This window comes from Plantibacter sp. ME-Dv--P-122b, assembly GCF_030209375.1.
Lineage (GTDB): Bacteria > Actinomycetota > Actinomycetes > Actinomycetales > Microbacteriaceae > Plantibacter.
Window position 1 is genome coordinate 19,689 of record NZ_JARVSC010000006.1, and the last position, 17,132, is coordinate 36,820.

The window sequence follows — 17,132 nt, forward strand, 5'->3', positions numbered from 1 at the left end:
CCGCGGCGGCGACGACCCTTGGAAGACGACCTGTCACGAACAGCCGTGCAGAGAAGAGGCATCGGTCCAGCATGATCTCCTTCGAACACGTCTCCAAGCGTTTCGACGACGGCACCCTCGCGGTCGACGACTTCTCCCTCACGATCCCGTCGCGGTCCACCACCGTCTTCGTCGGGTCCTCCGGCTGCGGCAAGACCACGCTCCTGCGGATGATCAACCGCATGGTCGATCCGAGCGAGGGACGCATCGTCATCGACGACGAGGTCGTCTCCGCCGTCGACCCCGTCCGTCTCCGTCGCCGCATCGGCTACGTCATGCAGAACTCCGGTCTCCTCCCGCACCGCACCGTGATCGACAACGTGGCCACGGTGCCCATGCTCACCGGCGTCAACAAGAAGCAGGCCCGGGCGGACGCCCTCACCCTCCTCGACACCGTCGGACTCGACCGCGCGCTCGCCGACCGGTACCCGAGCCAACTGTCCGGCGGCCAGCAGCAGCGCGTCGGCGTCGCACGAGGCCTCGCGATCGACCCGAACATCCTGCTCATGGACGAGCCGTTCGGCGCCGTCGACCCCCTCGTGCGTGCCGAGCTCCAGCGGGAGCTGCTCCGGCTGCAGCGCGACATCGCGAAGACGATCGTGTTCGTCACCCACGACATCGACGAGGCTTTCCTCCTCGGCGACCAGGTCGTCATCCTGCAGAAGGGCGGCCACATCGCCCAGGTCGGCACGCCCGCCGAGATCGTCGCCAACCCGGCCGACGACTTCGTCGCCCAGTTCATCGGCGCCGACCGGGGCCAGCGGACCCTGCACGTCGAGCGCGTCGACGGACGCGACGTCGTCGTCGACGAGTCGGGCCGGCCCGCCGGGGTCCTCGGAGCCGGGCGCGGCGCAGGCGACCGCCCGGGCCTCGACGTCCGGAAGGACGGCGCCTCCACATGAGCTGGGTCATCGCGAACTGGGACATGATCTGGGACCTCACCCTCACCCATGTCCAACTGAGCCTGCCCCCGATCATCCTGGGGTTCCTCATCTCCCTGCCCCTCGGCTGGCTCGCACACCGGTACCGGTGGTCGCGAGGCGTGCTGCTCACGTTGAGCGGCATCCTCTACGCGATCCCGTCCCTGCCGCTGTTCGTCCTCATGCCGTCCCTCATCGGCACGAAGATCCTCGATCCGGCGAACGTCGTGATCGCGCTCACCATCTACGCCGTGGCCCTGCTCGTCCGCACGGTCGCCGATGCCCTCGACGCCGTCGACGCCGGGGTCCGGCAGTCCGCACAGGCCGTGGGGTTCTCCACCGGCCAGCGGTTCTGGCGGGTCGAGTTCCCGCTCGCCGGCCCGCTCATGCTCGCCGGCATCCGGGTCGTCTCCGCGAGCACCATCAGCCTGCTGAGCGTCGGCGCCCTCATCGGCGTGACGAACCTCGGCTACCTCTTCACCGACGGCTACAACCGGCAGTTCCCGATCGAGATCCTGACCGGCATCGTCGGGACGGTCGTGATCGCGATCGTGTTCGACGTCCTCCTGGTGCTCCTCGGTCGGCTCCTCATGCCGTGGACGCGCATCAGCTCGAAGGGCGCGATCCGTCGTCGCCGCGCCGCCACCGAAGCCCGTGAGCTGGCCACCGCCGGGGGAGGAGCAGCATGATCAACTTCCTCGCGGCCTTCGCCTGGATCTTCGACCCCGCGCACTGGGAAGGCCCGGGCGGCATCCCCGTGCGGGTGCTCCAGCACCTGGCCGTGACCGGCCTGACCGTCCTCATCGCCTGCGTCATCGCGATCCCGCTCGGGCTCCTCATCGGGCACACGGGGAAGGGACGGGAGGTCGCGGTCGCGATCACCGGCGCGCTCCGGGCGCTGCCGACCCTCGGCCTGCTCTCGCTCCTCGCGCTCATCACCCTCGGGTGGGGTTTCTCCAGCACGAGTCTCGTCCCGGCGATCACGGCCCTCGTCGTGCTCGCCGTCCCGCCCGTCCTCGCCGGTGCGTACGGCGGGGTCGAGTCGATCGACCGCCAGACCGTCGACGCCGCGCGTGCCGTCGGGATGAACGAGTGGCAGATCCTCGGCAAGGTGGAGATCCCGCTGGCACTCCCGCTCATGATCGGCGGTGTCCGCTCGGCGGTCCTGCAGACGATCGCGACCGCCACCGTCGTCGCGTTCCTCACCAACGGCCCCGGTCTCGGTCGCTACATCCTCGACGGCCTCCCGGTACGGGACTACGCGCAGATGCTCGCCGGCTCGATCATCATCATCGTGCTCGCCCTCCTCCTCGAGGGCGTCTTCTCCCTGCTGCAGCGCGCCGTCGTACCGCGCGGTGTCCAGGCGACCCACACGCGGGTCGACGAGACCCGGGGTCACGCCGCCACCGGCGGCGACCGGTCCACCGCACCAGACCCCGTCGTCGCAGAAGCGGAGGCGAACATGCAGACCGCGGCATATCGCAACAACTGACGCGTTCAACCATCCCGGGCGACAGCACCGCCCGGCTCCCAGACCCACAACGGCACCACCGTTCTCGCCCATCACAGATAGGAAACACCATGTTCACAGTTCGACAGGGTCGACGCCTCGCCGTCGGCATCGCCGCGACCGCCGTCGCAGCCCTCGCGCTCAGCGCCTGCTCCGCAGGCGACCCGACCGCCGGGGAGACCGCGGCATCCGACACGATCACGGTCGGTTCCGCCGGATTCCCCGAGTCGGAGATCATCGCCCAGATCTACATCCAGGCGCTCGAGGCCAACGACATCAAGACGGCCGAGTCCCTCAACATCGGCGCGCGCGACGTCTACATCGCAGCGCTCGAAGACGGCTCGATCGACCTCGTCCCCGACTACAGCGGTAACCTGCTGCAGTTCTTCGACGACTCCGCCACGGCCACGTCGAGCGACGAGGTCTACTCCGCCCTCCAGGAGGCCACGCCGAAGGGCTACGAGGTCCTCGACCAGTCCAAGGCGGAGGACAAGGACTCCTACAACGTCACGAAGGAGTTCAGCGAGGCGAACAACGTCACGAGCCTCGCCGACCTCGCGGCCCTCACCATCCCGCTGGCCATCGGCGGCGCACCCGAGCTGGCTGAGCGCCCGTACGGCCCGAAGGGCCTGACCGAGGTGTACGGCGTCCCCGCCGACAAGCTCACCTTCGTCCCGATCAGCGACGGCGGCGGCGCACAGACCACCGCGGCCCTGCTCGACGGCACCGTCCAGCTCGCCGACATCTACACCACGACCCCGTCGATCACCGAGAACGACTTCGTGACGCTCGAGGACCCGGAGAACCTGATCCTCCCGCAGAACGTCCTGCCGCTGATCAACTCGGCCAAGGCGAGCGACAAGGTCAAGGAGGTCTTGAACGCCGTGTCCGCGGAGCTGACCACCGAGGACCTCATCGAGCTCAACGCCCGCAACCAGGGCGACGAGAAGGCCGCTCCGAAGACCCTCGCGGCCGACTGGCTGAAGGACAAGAAGCTCTTCAGCTGAGCAGCAGCCACACGTCGATGGCGTCGTCCGGTTCACCGGGCGGCGCCATCGCGCTGTTCGCGGGGAGCGCATCCGGCCGCAGCCGGATGTCCAGGGGGTCTTCGACACCCGAGGAGTTGGTAGCGTCAGGGTATGAGTTCCGAGACCCCCGCAGAGTTCATCGCGTCCTGGACCGCCTGGCACACCGCTCGCGAGCGTTCCGTCCGGGCACCCCACGGTATCGCCGCCCTCCGGTTCACCCACTGGCTGACCGAGGAGGCGACCGCCCTCGAGGGCGCGCCGGGCACCTGGCGTGCGGACGCGACGGGCATCGTCGGTGAGCGGCTCACGGGCACCGGACTGACCACGCCGAGTGGCGCACAGATCATGACCGACCGCGTCGAGCTCGTCCACGGCGACGAACTGCACTTCGGCGATGCGCTGCTCCGAGGGATGGAGCGGGACGGCGTCTACGCCCTCCGCGTGCTCGACCCTGAGGCGCCGACGCGGACCTCGCTCGCAGGCATCAGCGCGTTCGCCCCCGACGTCGCCTGGATCCGTCCGGCACGGTTCGTGCCGTCCCCGGGGGTGACGGTCGAGACCGAGTCGATCGACGGCCACGTCACGACCGAGACCCCCGTCGGTCGGGTCGAGTTCGAGCTCGGCGATGAAGCGGTGTCGCTGACGGTCACGGGTGGCCCGAACGGCCTCTGGGCGGTCTTCTCCGACGGTACGAGTGGCGACGAGAGCTACCGGTTCCGGTTCATCAGCATGCCTGCCCCGACCGCGGACGGCCATGTCCTCGTCGACTTCAACCGCGCGTACCTGCCGCCGTGCGCGTTCAGCGACCACTATGTGTGCCCGCTGCCTGCGTCGAACAACCGGCTCCGCACGCGGATCACGGCGGGCGAGCGACTGCCGCTCGGCCAGTAGGCTCCGGGCGACGGTCCCCGCATGACGAACCGGCTCGCCGATGCGATGAGCCCGTACCTCCGATCGCACGCCGAGCAGCCGGTCGACTGGTACCCGTGGGGGCCCGAGGCCTTCGCCGAGGCGGCCCGTCGTGACGTCCCCCTGCTCGTCTCGATCGGCTACTCGACGTGCCACTGGTGTCACGTCATGGCACGCGAGTCGTTCTCGGACGAGCGCATCGCCGAGCTCCTCCGCCGTGACTTCGTGGCGGTGAAGGTCGACCGCGAAGAGCATCCCGACGTCGACGCGAGTTACCTCGCCGCCGCTGGCGCATTCACCCGTGACCTGGGTTGGCCGCTCAACGTCTTCGTGACACCGCGCGGACACGTCTTCCACGCGGGGACCTATTCGCCTCCCGTGCCGCTCCGCGGGCATCCATCGTTCCCGCAGGTGCTCGAAGCCGTCCGCGTCGCGTGGACCGAGCGACGGGAGCAGGTCGTCGCGAGCGCCGACGGACTCGCGCGGGCGATCGCCGAGACGATGTCGTCCACGGATGACGCCCCGCTGCCGGCGCCCGCTGACCTCGACGCGGCGATCGTGGCGGTCGAGGCGCTGGAGGACCAGGAGCTCGGCGGCTTCGGCACGGCCCCGAAGTTCCCGATGGCCCCGCTGTTCGACTTCCTGCTGACACCGCGCGACGGGGAGACCGCCCGCCGCGGGGTCGACCTCGCGCAACGGACCCTCAGGACGATGGGGGCCTCGGCGCTCCGGGATCCGGTCGAAGGCGGGTTCTTCCGGTACGCGGTCAACCGGGACTGGACCGAGCCACACTACGAACGCATGCTGACGGACAACGCGCTCCTCCTGACCGCGTACACGCGGGCCTGGGCCGAGCGCCCGAGCTCGTGGGCGGCCAGCGTCGCCGCAGGGATCGCGGAGTTCCTCATCGGCACGCTGCAGCAGCCGAGCGGCGGCTTCGGGTCGGCGCAGGACTCCGAGAGCGTCGTCGACGGCGTGCGGTCGGAGGGCGGGTACTACCGCCGCGATGCGGACGGCCGGGCGACGCTGACCCCGCCGGCCGTGGACAGCAAGGTGCTCACCGGGTGGAACGGGCTCGCGATCGGCGCGCTGTCGGAGGCCTCGACGGTCTTCGACCGCTCTGAGTGGCTCGAATCAGCGAGGTGGGCGGCGGACGCGGTGCTCGAGGACCACCTCGGCTCGGACGGCACACTCGCCCGGGCCTCGCTCGAGGAACGGCGGTCGGGCGCCGCGGCAGACCTCGAGGACTACGGCATGCTCGCGGAGGGGCTCCTGCGCCTCGGCCTCGCGACGGGCGAGGTCCGCTACGCGGAGGTCGCCCGCGACCTCGTCGACCGGTGCTTGCCCGACGAGACGGCGACCGACGCCTCCTCCGCCACCGTGGCCGGCTTCATCCTGCCGGGCGGCGGTGACCCGGTGCTGTCGGCTCAGGGCATGCGGATCGACGGCGACCCGTCGGAGGGCGCGTATCCCTCGGGGATATCCTCGCTCGGACGCGCGTCGCTGCTGCTCTACCAGCTCACGGGCGACGGCCGGTTTCGGGACGCCGCTGAGGGCGCGGTCCGATTCGCTGCGGCGGCCGCGTCGTCTGCGCCGACCGCGTTCGGTACGACCCTGGGCCTGGCGGCCTCGCTCACCGGGCCGGCGTCGCAACTGATCGTCGTCGGGCCGGATCGGGCGGACTCGGGGGCGGACGAGGATGTGGATCGCGCGACGGCGGACCAGGCGATGCGCGACGCGGTCAGGACGCGTCGCGACGATGTGGTGGCGGTGGTCTCCGAGCGGCAGGCGACGGCCTGGGCGACGAGCGGGTTCGACGTCTTCGCCGGACGGACGAGTCGGGACGGCCGCCTGACCGCCTACCACTGCCGTGACTTCGTCTGCCGCCTCCCCGTGACGGACGTGGCGCAGCTCGACGCCCGCTGATCCGGCGCGCCCGTCGAACCCACACTCGGGTGGGTCAGGCTCCGAACGAGCCGTCCGGACGGCCGAACCGCAGCTCGCGGGCTTCGGAGCGCCAGCGCCCGAGTCCGCCGTCGAGGAGTGCGACGCGTTCGTACCCGGCTCCGGCCAGCGCCGCACGGAGGCGCTCGGCGGAACGCCCGTCCAGCTGGTCGTACAGGACGAGCGTGTGCTGCTCCGTGACACCGATGGCCTGCGCACCGCGTCGGATCTCGTCCGACGAGGACGCTCCGAGCCCCTGGCCTGTGTCGAGCAGCTCGACGAACACGGCGCCGGGCACATGGCCGTCGAAGAGGTACAGGTCGTAGCCGCTCACCAGTCGTACCGGGCCGCCGTCCAGCGCAGGCAGCTCGACGACACTCGCGTCGAGGACGATGAGGCTCTCGCTGCCGAGGTGGTCCGCGAGCCACTGGGTGGAGACGAGCGGGTCCACCAGGAACGGCGCGTGCGTGGAGGTCATGGGCCCACCGTAGGAGGCAGCGGCCCGGATGACCACGGTGGTCGGCAACACGCGGTCACACGACGCCGCGGTTCAGCACTCGATGACGTTGACCGCGAGCCCGCCCTCGCTCGTCTCCTTGTACTTCGTCGACATGTCGACGCCGGTCTGGCGCATGGTCTCGATCACGGTGTCGAGCGACACCAGGTGCGTCCCGTCACCGTGCAGCGACAGGCGTGCGGCGCTGACGGCCGTCGAGGAGGCGATCGCGTTGCGTTCGATGCACGGGACCTGGACGAGCCCGCCCACCGGGTCGCACGTGAGGCCGAGGTGATGCTCCATCGCGATCTCCGCGGCGTTCTCGACCTGACGCGGTGTGCCGCCGAGGACGGCGCACAGGGCGCCGGCGGCCATGGCGCAGGCCGAGCCGACCTCGGCCTGGCAGCCGCCCTCGGCCCCGGAGATGGACGCGTTCGCCTTGAAGAGCGAGCCGATGGCGGTCGCCGTGAGCAGGTACCGACGGATCCCGTCGAGCGAGGCGCCAGGAACGAACCGGAGGTAGTAACTCCCGACGGCCGGGATGATCCCCGCAGCCCCGTTCGTGGGTGCGGTCACGACCCGCCCGCCCGAGGCGTTCTGCTCGTTCACCGCCAGGGCGAACGCGTGCAACCACTCCGTGGGCAACTCGCGCCCGCTCTCGGCCTCGGCCACGTCGAGGCGCTCACGGACGGCACGTGCCCGGCGCTTGACGCCGAGACCGCCCGGGAGCGTGCCGGTGTCGGCGAGCCCGGCGGTCACGCACTCGTGCATGGCCGCCCAGATGGCGTCCAGGCCGGCGTCGACCTCGACCGCGGACCGCATGGCCTCCTCGTTCCGTCTGGCGATCGCATCGATCGGCAGCCCCGTCTCGTCGCAGAGCCCGATGAGCGCCTCCGCGGTCCGGAACGGCATCGGAACGGGTGTCGAGGGCAGCACCGTGCTTGGGTCGTCGCCGTCACGACGGATGAAGCCGCCGCCGACGGAGTAGTACGTCTCGGAGCGGACCGGGAGGTCGCTCCGCTGATCCCAGGCGTGGAGGGTCATGGCGTTCGGGTGGCCCGGGAGTCTGGTCCTCGGCACGAACGAGACGTCGTCCTTCGAGAACGCGATGGGGCGGGTCCCGGCGAGCGTGAGCGGAGCGCCATCGAGGTGGTCGCTCCAGGCACGGCGGACCTCGGCCGGATCACACGCTTCGGGGGTGAGTCCCTGCAGTCCTGCGACGACGGCGTCGGGAGTCCCGTGACCGATCCCGGTCGCGCCCAGCGACCCGTACAACGAACACGTGACGCGGTCGACCCGGTCGAGCAGGCCGTCGTCCGCGAGCCCGGTGGCGAAGGCCAGAGCCGCCCGCATCGGTCCGACCGTGTGCGAGCTGGACGGCCCGATCCCGATGGAGAAGAGGTCGAACGCGGACACGTATGCGGTCACTGGACGACCCCCTTCGGTGCGACTGGCTCCTCTCACTCTAAGCGTCTTCGACGCCGGGTGCGGTGTCAGCGGTCGTCAGCGGGTGTCAGCGACAGGTGAGTGATCCGTGAGTGCCCCCGCCCACACTGGTGTCCGGGTCGCCCACCGGCGGCCGACACCTGATTTCGAAAGGCATCCGCATGAGCATCAGCTCCGACTGGGCGATCGAAGCCCATGGCCTCGTGAAGACCTTCGGCGACAACCGGGCGGTCGACGGCGTCGACCTCTCGGTCCGCACCGGCACCGTCTACGGCGTCCTCGGCCCGAACGGCGCCGGCAAGACCACCACCATCAGCATGCTGGCGACGCTCCTGCGTCCCGACGCCGGCACCGCCTCCGTCTTCGGACACGACATCCAGCGGGAGTCGCAGGTCGTCCGCCAGCTCATCGGCGTGACCGCGCAGTTCGCGTCCGTCGACGAGAACCTCTCGGCCACGGAGAACCTCGTCATCTTCTCCCGACTGCTCGGACTCGGCCGTGCGGAGGCGAAGCGCAAGAGCGCGGAACTCCTCGAGGAGTTCGGCCTGAGCGACGCGGCGTCCCGGCCCCTCAAGAAGTTCTCCGGCGGCATGCGTCGTCGGCTCGACCTCGCGGCGAGCCTCATCGCCCAGCCGCCGCTCATCTTCCTCGACGAGCCGACCACGGGCCTCGACCCGCGGACCCGCGCGCAGATGTGGGACACGATCCGCCGCCTCGTCGCGACGGGCTCGACCGTCCTCCTGACCACCCAGTACCTCGACGAGGCGGACCAGCTCGCCGACCGGATCGCCGTCATCGACCGCGGTCTCGTGGTCGCCGAGGGCACCTCCGACGAGCTGAAGGCGTCCGTCGGGGAGTCGTCGCTGCAGCTGCGGCTCGCGGACCCTGCCGACCTGGAGGATGCGCGTCGGGTCATCTCGAGTGTCCTCGGTGTCGACACCATCGTCTCGCCGGAGGCCACCCGCATCACGGCTCCGATGCGCGACCCCGACGCTGTGACCGACCTCTTCATCACCCTCCGGGAGGCCGGGATCCGGCTCGCCGAGATGAGTGTCCAGAAGCCGACACTCGACGAGGTCTTCCTCACCCTCACCGGGCACGGCGTCGAGGCGGACGACGCCGACGCCGCGTCCGACACCGATTCCCTCGACACCGCAGAGCAGGTCCACGCATGAGTACGATCACCATCACCCCGGCCACAGAACGGTCCCTCCGGAACCACGTCAGCCTCTCGCAGACGGTCCGCAACTCCTTCACCATGGCGTACCGCGGACTGCTCAAGATCAAGCGCACGCCCGAGCAGCTGATCGACGTGACGGTCCAGCCGATCATCTTCACGCTGATGTTCACGTACATCTTCGGCGGCGCGATCGCCGGCGACGTCGCGAGCTATCTGCCGATCATCATCCCGGGCATCCTGGTCCAGACCGTCATCACGACCTCGGTCGTGACCGGCATCCAACTCCGCGAGGACATGGACAAGGGTGTGTTCGACCGCTTCAAGTCGATGCCCATCGCCCGTATCGCACCCCTGGCCGGTGCCCTGCTGGCCGACACGGTGCGGTACACGATCGCCACCACGCTCACCTTCGCGATGGGCTTCGTCATGGGGTACCGACCGGAGGGCGGCATCGGCTTCGTGGCCCTCGCCGGGCTCCTCGTGATCGTCTGCGCCTGGGCCATCAGCTGGATCTTCGCGTTCTTCGGGGTCATCGCCCGAAGCGCCAGCAGTGTGCAGGGCATCTCCTTCCTCGTGCTGTTCCCGTTGACGTTCCTCTCGAACGCCTTCGTGAACCCGGAGACGATGCCCAGCTTCCTCCAGGGCTTCGTGAACGTGAACCCGGTCTCGCACCTCGTGACGGCGGTGCGGGACCTCGCGAACACGGGCGTCTTCGGCGCTGACGCCTGGCTCGCACTCCTCGGGGCGGCCGTCATCGTCGCGGTGTTCGCACCGCTCACCGTGCGGGCGTACATGCGCCGCGCCTGACGCGCTCCGGGCGCCCGGACTACCGCGCCGCCAGGGCCTTGCTGCTGAGCAGCTCCAGGGCCCTGGCGGCGCTCTCGTCGACGGTGAGCGGTGCCACCTCGGCAGCCTGACGCTCCAGGTCCGGCGCCGTCGATCGATCCGTCACGGCTCGCTCGTGCTGGGCTCGCACCAGGGACGGAATGTCCTGACGTGACGCCAGGCGCGCAGCGAGTGCCACGAGTTCGACACCCGCGCTGCGGACCGCAGGATCCTCGGACCGCGCGTACCAGGAGCCGAGGGCGAGAACTCCGGAACCGAGCACCGGACGGTCGAACCGGTTGGGGAGCAGTCGACCGAGCGCGACGGTCCGGGTGCGGAGGCGACGTGCGATCCGTCCGAGCCAGGCGTCCTCGTGGGTGTCGTCGAGCACGGCTGCGGCGAGCGCCGCCGCGGTGACGAGGGCGAACCAGGGGGAGCGGCGCGACTCCGCCGCTGCGAACGAGCCGAGGGCGAGGTCGTACAGCTCGGCGCCGCGTCGCAGATCGCCCTGTGCGCGTGCGACCTCGGCGAGGCCGGCCCAGACGATCGATCGGCGCTCGGGGATCGGCGCGAACGCGGAGTCGGCGACGTCGTCTCCGAGGAATCGTTCGAGGACGTCCGTCGCGGCGGTGAACTCGCCGCGCGCGACGTCGCCGAGTGCGACGAGCCAGTCGAGTTGCCGGAGGTCGGCGTCCGCCCCCACGGCGCGCAGACCGGACGCCGCGTCGGAGGCCCAACGCAGCGCCTCCGTCGGCTCCGCGTTCTGGCTGTGCAGCTGGGCCAGCATGTGGGCGCTCATCGCCGCTCCCCAGACGTCGCCGATGGCATGGGAGAGCTCGTTCGCGCGCAGCGCTGCCGCCTCGGCGCTGCGCGGGTCACCGCTGTTCTCGGCCATCTGCGCGGCGAGGAGGTTGCCGACGTTCGCGACCTGCGGGTCGGGTGCGTTCCGGTACTCCTGCATGAGTTCCAGCGCCCGCTCCTCACGGCCGGCGGACAGCATGAGTTCGACGAGGGCGCGCATCCTCGGGTGCTGCGTCACCCGCTCCCGCTCGACCCGGCGCAGCGCACCGATGGCACGGGCCGAGGTGCGGAAGTCGGTGCTGAGGAACGTCACCGCGATGACGGCGCAGGAGACCGCTGTCGCGTCGTCGGTGACGGTGCGCGGGTCCTGCCGACGCAAGACGTCGAGGACCGCCTCCCCGAAGACGAGCACCTCCTGGTGCGCGCTGCGGATGGTCCAGAAGACGGCGAGCCCGGCGAACACGGAGGCGACGACGTCGTGCCGCTCGTCGGCGATGCCACCGCGCAGGACGCCGACGAGCGTGTCCTGCTCCAACGCGAGGGTGGCGAACGCGCTGAGCTGCTCTGGCCCGTGCATGGACGGGAGCTGCGCACCCGCGAGTCCGATCGCCCAGGCCCGCGTCGACTCCAGGACCCGCCCACCTTCGCCCGCCTCATCGAGGGCGAGCATGCCGAACTCGCGGACGGTCTCGAGCATCCGGAAGCGGAGCGTCCCCGTCGCCGGGTCGTCGCGGACGGTCAGGAGGGACTGCCCGACAAGGGCGTCGAGCGCCTCCGGGACGTCGTCGATCTCGTCGGCGACGGCGGTCGCCGCGTCGATGCCGAAGCCGTCCGGGAATCGGGACGTACGTCGGAGGACGATGCGCTCGCGTTCGCCGAGCAGGTTCCAGCTCCAATCGATCACCGCCAGGAGCGTCTGATGCCGCTCTGGTGCGCTGCGGTCGCCCGCGGTGAGCAGGGCGAACCGGTTCCCGAGGCGACGCTCGACCTCGTCGACCGACATGGAACGGGTGCGGGCCGCCGCAAGCTCGATCGCCAAGGGGAGGCCGTCCAGCCTCGCGCAGAGCCGTGCGGCCACGGCGAGGGGGATGTGGGCGTCCGGGCGGGCCGCTCGGGCCCGTTCGACGAACAGCCGGACGGCTGGACCGGCGTCCTCGAGGAGCGTCGCGTCACCGGCGGGCAGGGGGTCGAGCCGGTACACGTGCTCGGCCGCGATCGACAGCGGGCTCCGGCTCGTGGCCAGGATGCGCAGCTCCCTGGTCCAGTCGAGGGCGTCGGCGATCCACCGTGCCGCTGCGTCGACGAGGTGTTCGCAGTTGTCCATGACGAGCAGGGTCGGGCGCTCAGCGAGGGCGGCGATGATCCGGTCGTGCAACTCGACGGGGTGTGCGGTCAGTGCCTCGCTCAGTCGACGGGCACTCGGCGCCTCCCTGATGCCCAGGGCTGTCGCGACGGCGAGTGGCAGGTCCGCCGCGTCCCGGATGCTCGCGAGTTCGACGAACACCACACCCGGCGTGGACGCGGTCGCCTGCCGCGCGATCTCCTGGGCCACCCGCGTCTTGCCGAGCCCACCCGGACCGAGGATCGTCGTCATCCGGGTCGAGCCGATGAGCGACCGGATCGCTTCGATGTCGGCGTCCCGACCGATGAGCTCGTTCGGTGCCGTCCGCAGCCCCGAAACCAGGCGTCCCGACCGTTCGGGCGACGGGACCGTGGATGTCGCGTGACCGCCCGCGGTGTCCTCCTGGAGCAGGGAGGTGTGCGCGGCGACGAGGGCGCTCGCCGGATCCGCACCCAGGCGGTCGCGGAGTCGGGCGCGGTAGTCGGCGAAGAGCCCCATGGCGTCGGCGCGTCGGCCGCTCTGAGCGTAGGCGTTGAAGAGCATGAGGTGCGTCGCGTCGTCGAGCGGATCGGCCGCCGACAGGGCTTCGAGATCGGCGATCACGGCGGCGCCCTCACCCAGCTCGATCCTGCTCTGTGCGCGTACCCGGCGCAGCTCGTCGCGCAGACGCTCAGCGCGTCGGCCGAGTTCGTCGGCGATGCGGTCATCGAGCGCCGCTCCGGGATCGCCTGCCCAGAGGTCGAGCGCCTGCTGCGCGAGTGCTCCGGCGAGGCCTGCGTCTCCGGAGCGGACCGCGCTCGTCGCGGCGTCCGACATGGTCGCCGCGGCACCGAGGTCGGTCTCCTCGGGTCCGAGTGCGAGCCGGTAGCCGGCCGCGGACGATTCGATGAGGCCAGGGGCGGATACGGCACGCACCCGTGAGACCAGGGTCTGCAGTGCGGCTTTGGCACCCGTGGGCGGCGCGTCGTCCCACAGCTCGTCGATGAGGGCGGCTGTCGACACGGCGCGCCCGTCGGCGAGGACCAGGATGGTCACCAGCGCTGTGGCGAGCCGGCCGCCGGGTTCGACGAGCCGACCGGTGCGTCCCTCGACGAGCACCGGTCCCAGGACGGTCACTCGGAGGTTCGACGCAGGCACGTCACGAGTGTATCCAGGGCGGTATCCCGGAGCCGGCCGAGTCGTCGTGAGCCGGACTGCCGTCAGCGCAGGGTCTTGCGGGCGGTGATCTGGCCGGTGTCGAAGCCGAGCAGGTGGAGGCCACCGTGGAACCGGGCGTGCTCCACCTTGATGCAGCGGTCCATGACGACGTTCAGACCCTTCGACTCGCCGTATTCGGCCGCCTCCTGGTTCCAGATGCCGAGCTGCACCCAGACGGTCGGTGCTCCGATGGCGACGACCTCGTCGATGACCTGGGGGATGTCGCTCGCCTTGCGGAAGACGTCGACGATGTCGGGTACCTCCGGCAGGGAGGCGAGGTCGGGGTAGGCAGGCTGGCCGAGGATCTCCGTGGCGTTCGGGTTCACGAAGTAGATCCGGAAGTCGCTCGACTGCTGCAGGTAGGTGCCCACGAAGTAGGAGGAACGCGCCGGGTTCGGGGAGGCGCCGACGATCGCGACGGACTTCGCCTCACGGAGGAGCTTCAGGCGGGCCTTCGCGTCGGGGCCGGCCCAGGTGCGCTGCGAACGCAGGAGCTTCGCGAGTGGCGAATCGGCGGGCAGCGAGCAGGTGAGGCCGTTGGTGAGCCGGACCGTCTCGGTCGTGTCCACACCGGTCTCGGTCGTGTCCACACCGGTCTCGGTCGCGTCCACACCGGTCACTGAGCTTGTCGAAGTGCTCATGCCATTACTCCTTCACCGCGGCGGCGAGCGCCTGGTCGAGGTCGTAGATGATGTCGTCAGGGTCCTCGATGCCGACGCTCAGCCGGACGATGCCCGGTAGCACCCCGGCGTCGACGAGTTGCTGGTCGGAGAGCTGTGCGTGGGTCGTCGATGCGGGGTGGATGATGAGCGTCTTCGCGTCGCCGATGTTGGCCAGGTGGCTCGCGAGGTCGACGGACTCGATGAGCTTCTGGCCGACCTGACGGCCACCCTTCACCTCGAAGCTGAAGACCGAGCCCGGCCCCTTCGGCAGGTACTTCTTCGCGCGCTCGTGGTGCGGGTGAGCCGGGAGTCCGGCCCAGTTGACGGCGGCGATGCGCGGGTCGGCGTCGAGCCACTCGGCGACGATCCGCGCGTTGTCGACGTGGGCCTGGATCCGGAACGGCAACGTCTCGACGCCCTGGGCGAGCAGGAAGGCCGAGTGCGGTGCGAGCGCCGGGCCGATGTCGCGGAGCTGCTCGGCGCGAAGCCGGGTGAGGAAGGCGTACTCGCCGAAGTTGCCCGACCACTGCAGGCCGCCGTAGCTCGGGACGGGCTGACCGAACAGAGGGAACTTGTCGGTGTTCCAGTCGAAGCGCCCGCTCTCGACGACGACGCCACCGAGGGTCGTGCCGTGCCCGCCGAGGAACTTGGTGGCGGAGTGCGTGACGATGTCGGCACCCCACTCGATCGGGCGGTTGAGGTAGGGCGTCGCGATGGTCGAGTCGATGATGAGCGGAATGCCGTGCGCGTGCGCGACGTCGGCGAGGCCCTCGATGTCGGCGATCTCGCCCGACGGGTTCGCGACCGTCTCGGCGAAGGCGAGCTTCGTGTTCTCCTGGATGGCGGCGGCGTAGTCGGCGGCGTCGGACGACTGCACGAAGGTGGTCTCGATGCCGAACCGGCGGAGGGTGACGTCGAGCTGCGTGATCGAGCCGCCGTAGAGGTTGGCCGAGGCGACGATGTGGTCGCCCTGCCCCGCCAGCGAGGCGAAGGTGATGTACTGCGCGGCGAGGCCGGAGGCGGTCGCGACGGCACCGAGGCCGCCCTCGAGGCTGGCGATGCGCTCCTCGAAGCTCGCGACCGTCGGGTTGGCCAGGCGGGAGTAGATGTTCCCGTACTTCTGCAGGGCGAAGCGCGCGGCGGCGTCGGCGGTGTCGTCGAAGACGAAGGCGCTCGACTGGTAGATGGGCAGCGCCCGTGCGCCGGTCACCTGGTCGGGGATGTTGCCCGCGTGGATCGCACGCGTGCGGAAGCCATACTCACGATCTGCCATGCGTTCACGCTACCGGAGCACCGTCGAGCGCTTCACCGTGCTGCAACATTGCGTCGCATTCGACCGCACTGCACAGGGCCTGCCCAGGGCGTCGGCGTATCGTGTGGGGCACAGCCCTGATCGGGCTGCCGGACGAGGGCGCAGTACCCGGAACGCGACAAGACTGACCACCTGGGAGTGATCGTCATGTCATGGATCGTACTCATCGCCTCCGGCGTCCTGGAAGCCGTCTGGGCCACCGCGCTCGGCAAGTCCGAGGGCTTCACGAAGCTCTGGCCGACCGTGACGTTCGCGGGGGCGCTCGTGCTCAGCATGGCCGGCCTCGCTTGGGCCATGCGCGATATCCCGGTGGGCACCGCCTACGCGGTCTGGGTCGGGATCGGCGCAGCGCTCACCGTCGGGTACGCCATGACCTTCGGCGGCGAGCAGCTGTCGGTCGTCAAGGTGCTGCTCATCCTCGGGCTCATCGGCTGCGTCATCGGCCTGAAGATCGTGGGCGGCGAGCACTAGCCGCGCTGGTCAGGCACGCCTGCCTCAGGCCAGGTGCACCGCTCCGAGTGCGAGCACCGCGATGAGGAGCCAGGAGACGAGCCCGACGACGAGCGCGCGCCACCCGGTGGTGACGAGTGTGCGGACGCGGATCGCGGCACCGAGCGCGAAGAGCGCCATCGCGAGCAGTGCGGTCTGCACGCCGTCGGCGACGTCGAGGACGAGCTCGGGCATTGGGAGCAGGGTGCGGACGAGGACCGCGGCGATGAAGCCCGCGACGAACAGCGGGACGATCGGCGGTCGGGCTGCGGTCGCGGTTCCGTCGGCATCGACCTGTGCACCGGCGTCGGCCGACACCGTCAGGAGTCGGCGGCGCTCGATCGTCGCGGCGGCCGCGACCATGGGGGCGAGGAGCACGACACGGGTGAGCTTGACGACGACGGCGATCGCGAGTGCGCTCGTGCCGGCGATCTGGGCTGTCGCGACGACCTGACCCACGTCGTGCACACTCGCCCCCACCCAGTGTCCGAACTGCTCGTCGCTGAGCCCGAGGGGGCCACGGAGCGCCGGGAGGACGAAGATCGCGAGGGTCCCGCAGAGGGTGACGAGCGCGACGGGCGTCGCCTGCTCCTCGTCCTTGGCCTTCACGACGCCGCTCATCGCGCCGATGGCGGAGGCGCCGCAGATGGAGAAGCCCGTGGCGATGAGGAGCGGCTCGGGGCCCGCGAGCCCCAGTCTCCGGCCGAGCCAGAGGGTGACGAAGAAGGTGACGACGACGATCGCGACCGTGGTGGCGAGCGTGACCCACCCCAGGCCGGCGATGTCGACGAGGCTCAGCTTCAGCCCCAACAGGACGACACCGATCCGCATGAACCGTTTCGCGCTCATGCCGAGCCCAGGCTTCAGGACACCCGCAGCGAGCCGCTGGAACGCGGGGAGCTGGCCCACCACCATGCCGAGCAGGACGCTCGCGGTCAGCAGCGGGACGACCGGCAGGAGGGTGTGGAGGCCCAGGGCGGCGAGCGCCGCTGCACCGGCCACGAGGACTCCGGGGAGCGCCTTCATCGTCGT

15 protein-coding genes and 1 riboswitch are annotated in these 17,132 nt (G+C 70.5%); of the genes, 9 read left to right on the plus strand and 6 right to left on the minus strand.

The window, feature by feature from the left end; translation table 11 throughout:
- The first annotated feature begins 71 nt into the window (after positions 1 to 71).
- From QRN19_RS12970 to QRN19_RS12995, 6 genes are all read left to right on the plus strand, one after another.
- Positions 72 to 941, plus strand: coding sequence for an ABC transporter ATP-binding protein (locus tag QRN19_RS12970; RefSeq protein WP_285027363.1), 870 nt, complete (start codon positions 72 to 74; stop codon positions 939 to 941).
- On the plus strand, positions 938 to 1,648 hold the full coding sequence (locus QRN19_RS12975) for an ABC transporter permease (protein WP_079705429.1): 711 nt from the start codon (positions 938 to 940) through the stop codon (positions 1,646 to 1,648). Before QRN19_RS12970 ends, QRN19_RS12975 begins: the two co-directional genes overlap by 4 nt.
- Complete coding sequence (locus tag QRN19_RS12980; protein WP_285027364.1) at positions 1,645 to 2,451, plus strand: ABC transporter permease; 807 nt, start codon at positions 1,645 to 1,647, stop codon at positions 2,449 to 2,451. Before QRN19_RS12975 ends, QRN19_RS12980 begins: the two co-directional genes overlap by 4 nt.
- An 89-nt stretch (positions 2,452 to 2,540) precedes the next feature.
- Positions 2,541 to 3,476 (plus strand): ABC transporter substrate-binding protein, encoded by a 936-nt coding sequence (locus tag QRN19_RS12985; RefSeq protein WP_079705431.1) that lies wholly within the window; start codon positions 2,541 to 2,543, stop codon positions 3,474 to 3,476.
- 132 nt (positions 3,477 to 3,608) lie between these two features.
- A complete protein-coding gene (locus QRN19_RS12990; protein ID WP_285027366.1) occupies positions 3,609 to 4,388 on the plus strand; it encodes a DUF1684 domain-containing protein in 780 nt (259 codons plus the stop codon).
- Between the two features lie 21 nt (positions 4,389 to 4,409).
- On the plus strand, positions 4,410 to 6,332 hold the full coding sequence (locus QRN19_RS12995) for a thioredoxin domain-containing protein (protein ID WP_285027367.1): 1,923 nt from the start codon (positions 4,410 to 4,412) through the stop codon (positions 6,330 to 6,332).
- Between the two features lie 34 nt (positions 6,333 to 6,366).
- Here QRN19_RS12995 and QRN19_RS13000 read toward each other — a convergent pair whose 3' ends face one another.
- Both QRN19_RS13000 and QRN19_RS13005 read right to left on the minus strand, forming a co-directional pair.
- Positions 6,367 to 6,828, minus strand: coding sequence for a rhodanese-like domain-containing protein (locus tag QRN19_RS13000; protein WP_285027368.1), 462 nt, complete (start codon positions 6,826 to 6,828; stop codon positions 6,367 to 6,369).
- Between the two features lie 72 nt (positions 6,829 to 6,900).
- Positions 6,901 to 8,274 (minus strand): L-serine ammonia-lyase, encoded by a 1,374-nt coding sequence (locus QRN19_RS13005; protein WP_285027370.1) that lies wholly within the window; start codon positions 8,272 to 8,274, stop codon positions 6,901 to 6,903.
- A 179-nt stretch (positions 8,275 to 8,453) separates the two neighbouring features.
- On the opposite strand from QRN19_RS13005, the gene QRN19_RS13010 reads away from it, so the two are divergent.
- Both QRN19_RS13010 and QRN19_RS13015 read left to right on the plus strand, forming a co-directional pair.
- Positions 8,454 to 9,467, plus strand: coding sequence for an ATP-binding cassette domain-containing protein (locus QRN19_RS13010; protein WP_285027371.1), 1,014 nt, complete (start codon positions 8,454 to 8,456; stop codon positions 9,465 to 9,467).
- On the plus strand, positions 9,464 to 10,279 hold the full coding sequence (locus tag QRN19_RS13015; RefSeq protein WP_285027373.1) for an ABC transporter permease: 816 nt from the start codon (positions 9,464 to 9,466) through the stop codon (positions 10,277 to 10,279). Before QRN19_RS13010 ends, QRN19_RS13015 begins: the two co-directional genes overlap by 4 nt.
- Before the next feature lie 19 nt (positions 10,280 to 10,298).
- Here the strand turns inward: QRN19_RS13015 and QRN19_RS13020 are convergent, their stop codons facing one another.
- The 3 genes from QRN19_RS13020 to QRN19_RS13030 form a co-directional block, all read right to left on the minus strand.
- Positions 10,299 to 13,577, minus strand: coding sequence for an ATP-binding protein (locus tag QRN19_RS13020; protein ID WP_285027374.1), 3,279 nt, complete (start codon positions 13,575 to 13,577; stop codon positions 10,299 to 10,301).
- Positions 13,578 to 13,639: 62 nt separating this feature from the next.
- A complete protein-coding gene (locus QRN19_RS13025) occupies positions 13,640 to 14,158 on the minus strand; it encodes a CoA-binding protein (RefSeq protein WP_342365696.1) in 519 nt (172 codons plus the stop codon).
- A gap of 124 nt (positions 14,159 to 14,282) precedes the next feature.
- The gene (locus QRN19_RS13030) at positions 14,283 to 15,572 is read right to left on the minus strand and encodes an O-acetylhomoserine aminocarboxypropyltransferase/cysteine synthase family protein (protein ID WP_285027376.1); all 1,290 of its coding nucleotides are present in this window, start codon (positions 15,570 to 15,572) and stop codon (positions 14,283 to 14,285) included.
- 108 nt (positions 15,573 to 15,680) lie between these two features.
- A riboswitch (guanidine-III (ykkC-III) riboswitch) is annotated at positions 15,681 to 15,744 on the plus strand.
- Positions 15,745 to 15,758: 14 nt separating this feature from the next.
- Here QRN19_RS13030 and QRN19_RS13035 point away from each other — a divergent pair.
- Positions 15,759 to 16,082 carry a DMT family transporter gene (locus QRN19_RS13035; RefSeq protein WP_079003866.1) on the plus strand — a complete coding sequence of 108 codons (324 nt, stop codon included), beginning with the start codon at positions 15,759 to 15,761 and terminating at the stop codon, positions 16,080 to 16,082.
- Between the two features lie 24 nt (positions 16,083 to 16,106).
- Here QRN19_RS13035 and QRN19_RS13040 read toward each other — a convergent pair whose 3' ends face one another.
- A complete protein-coding gene (locus QRN19_RS13040; RefSeq protein WP_285027378.1) occupies positions 16,107 to 17,126 on the minus strand; it encodes a YeiH family protein in 1,020 nt (339 codons plus the stop codon).
- Positions 17,127 to 17,132: the final 6 nt, after the last annotated feature.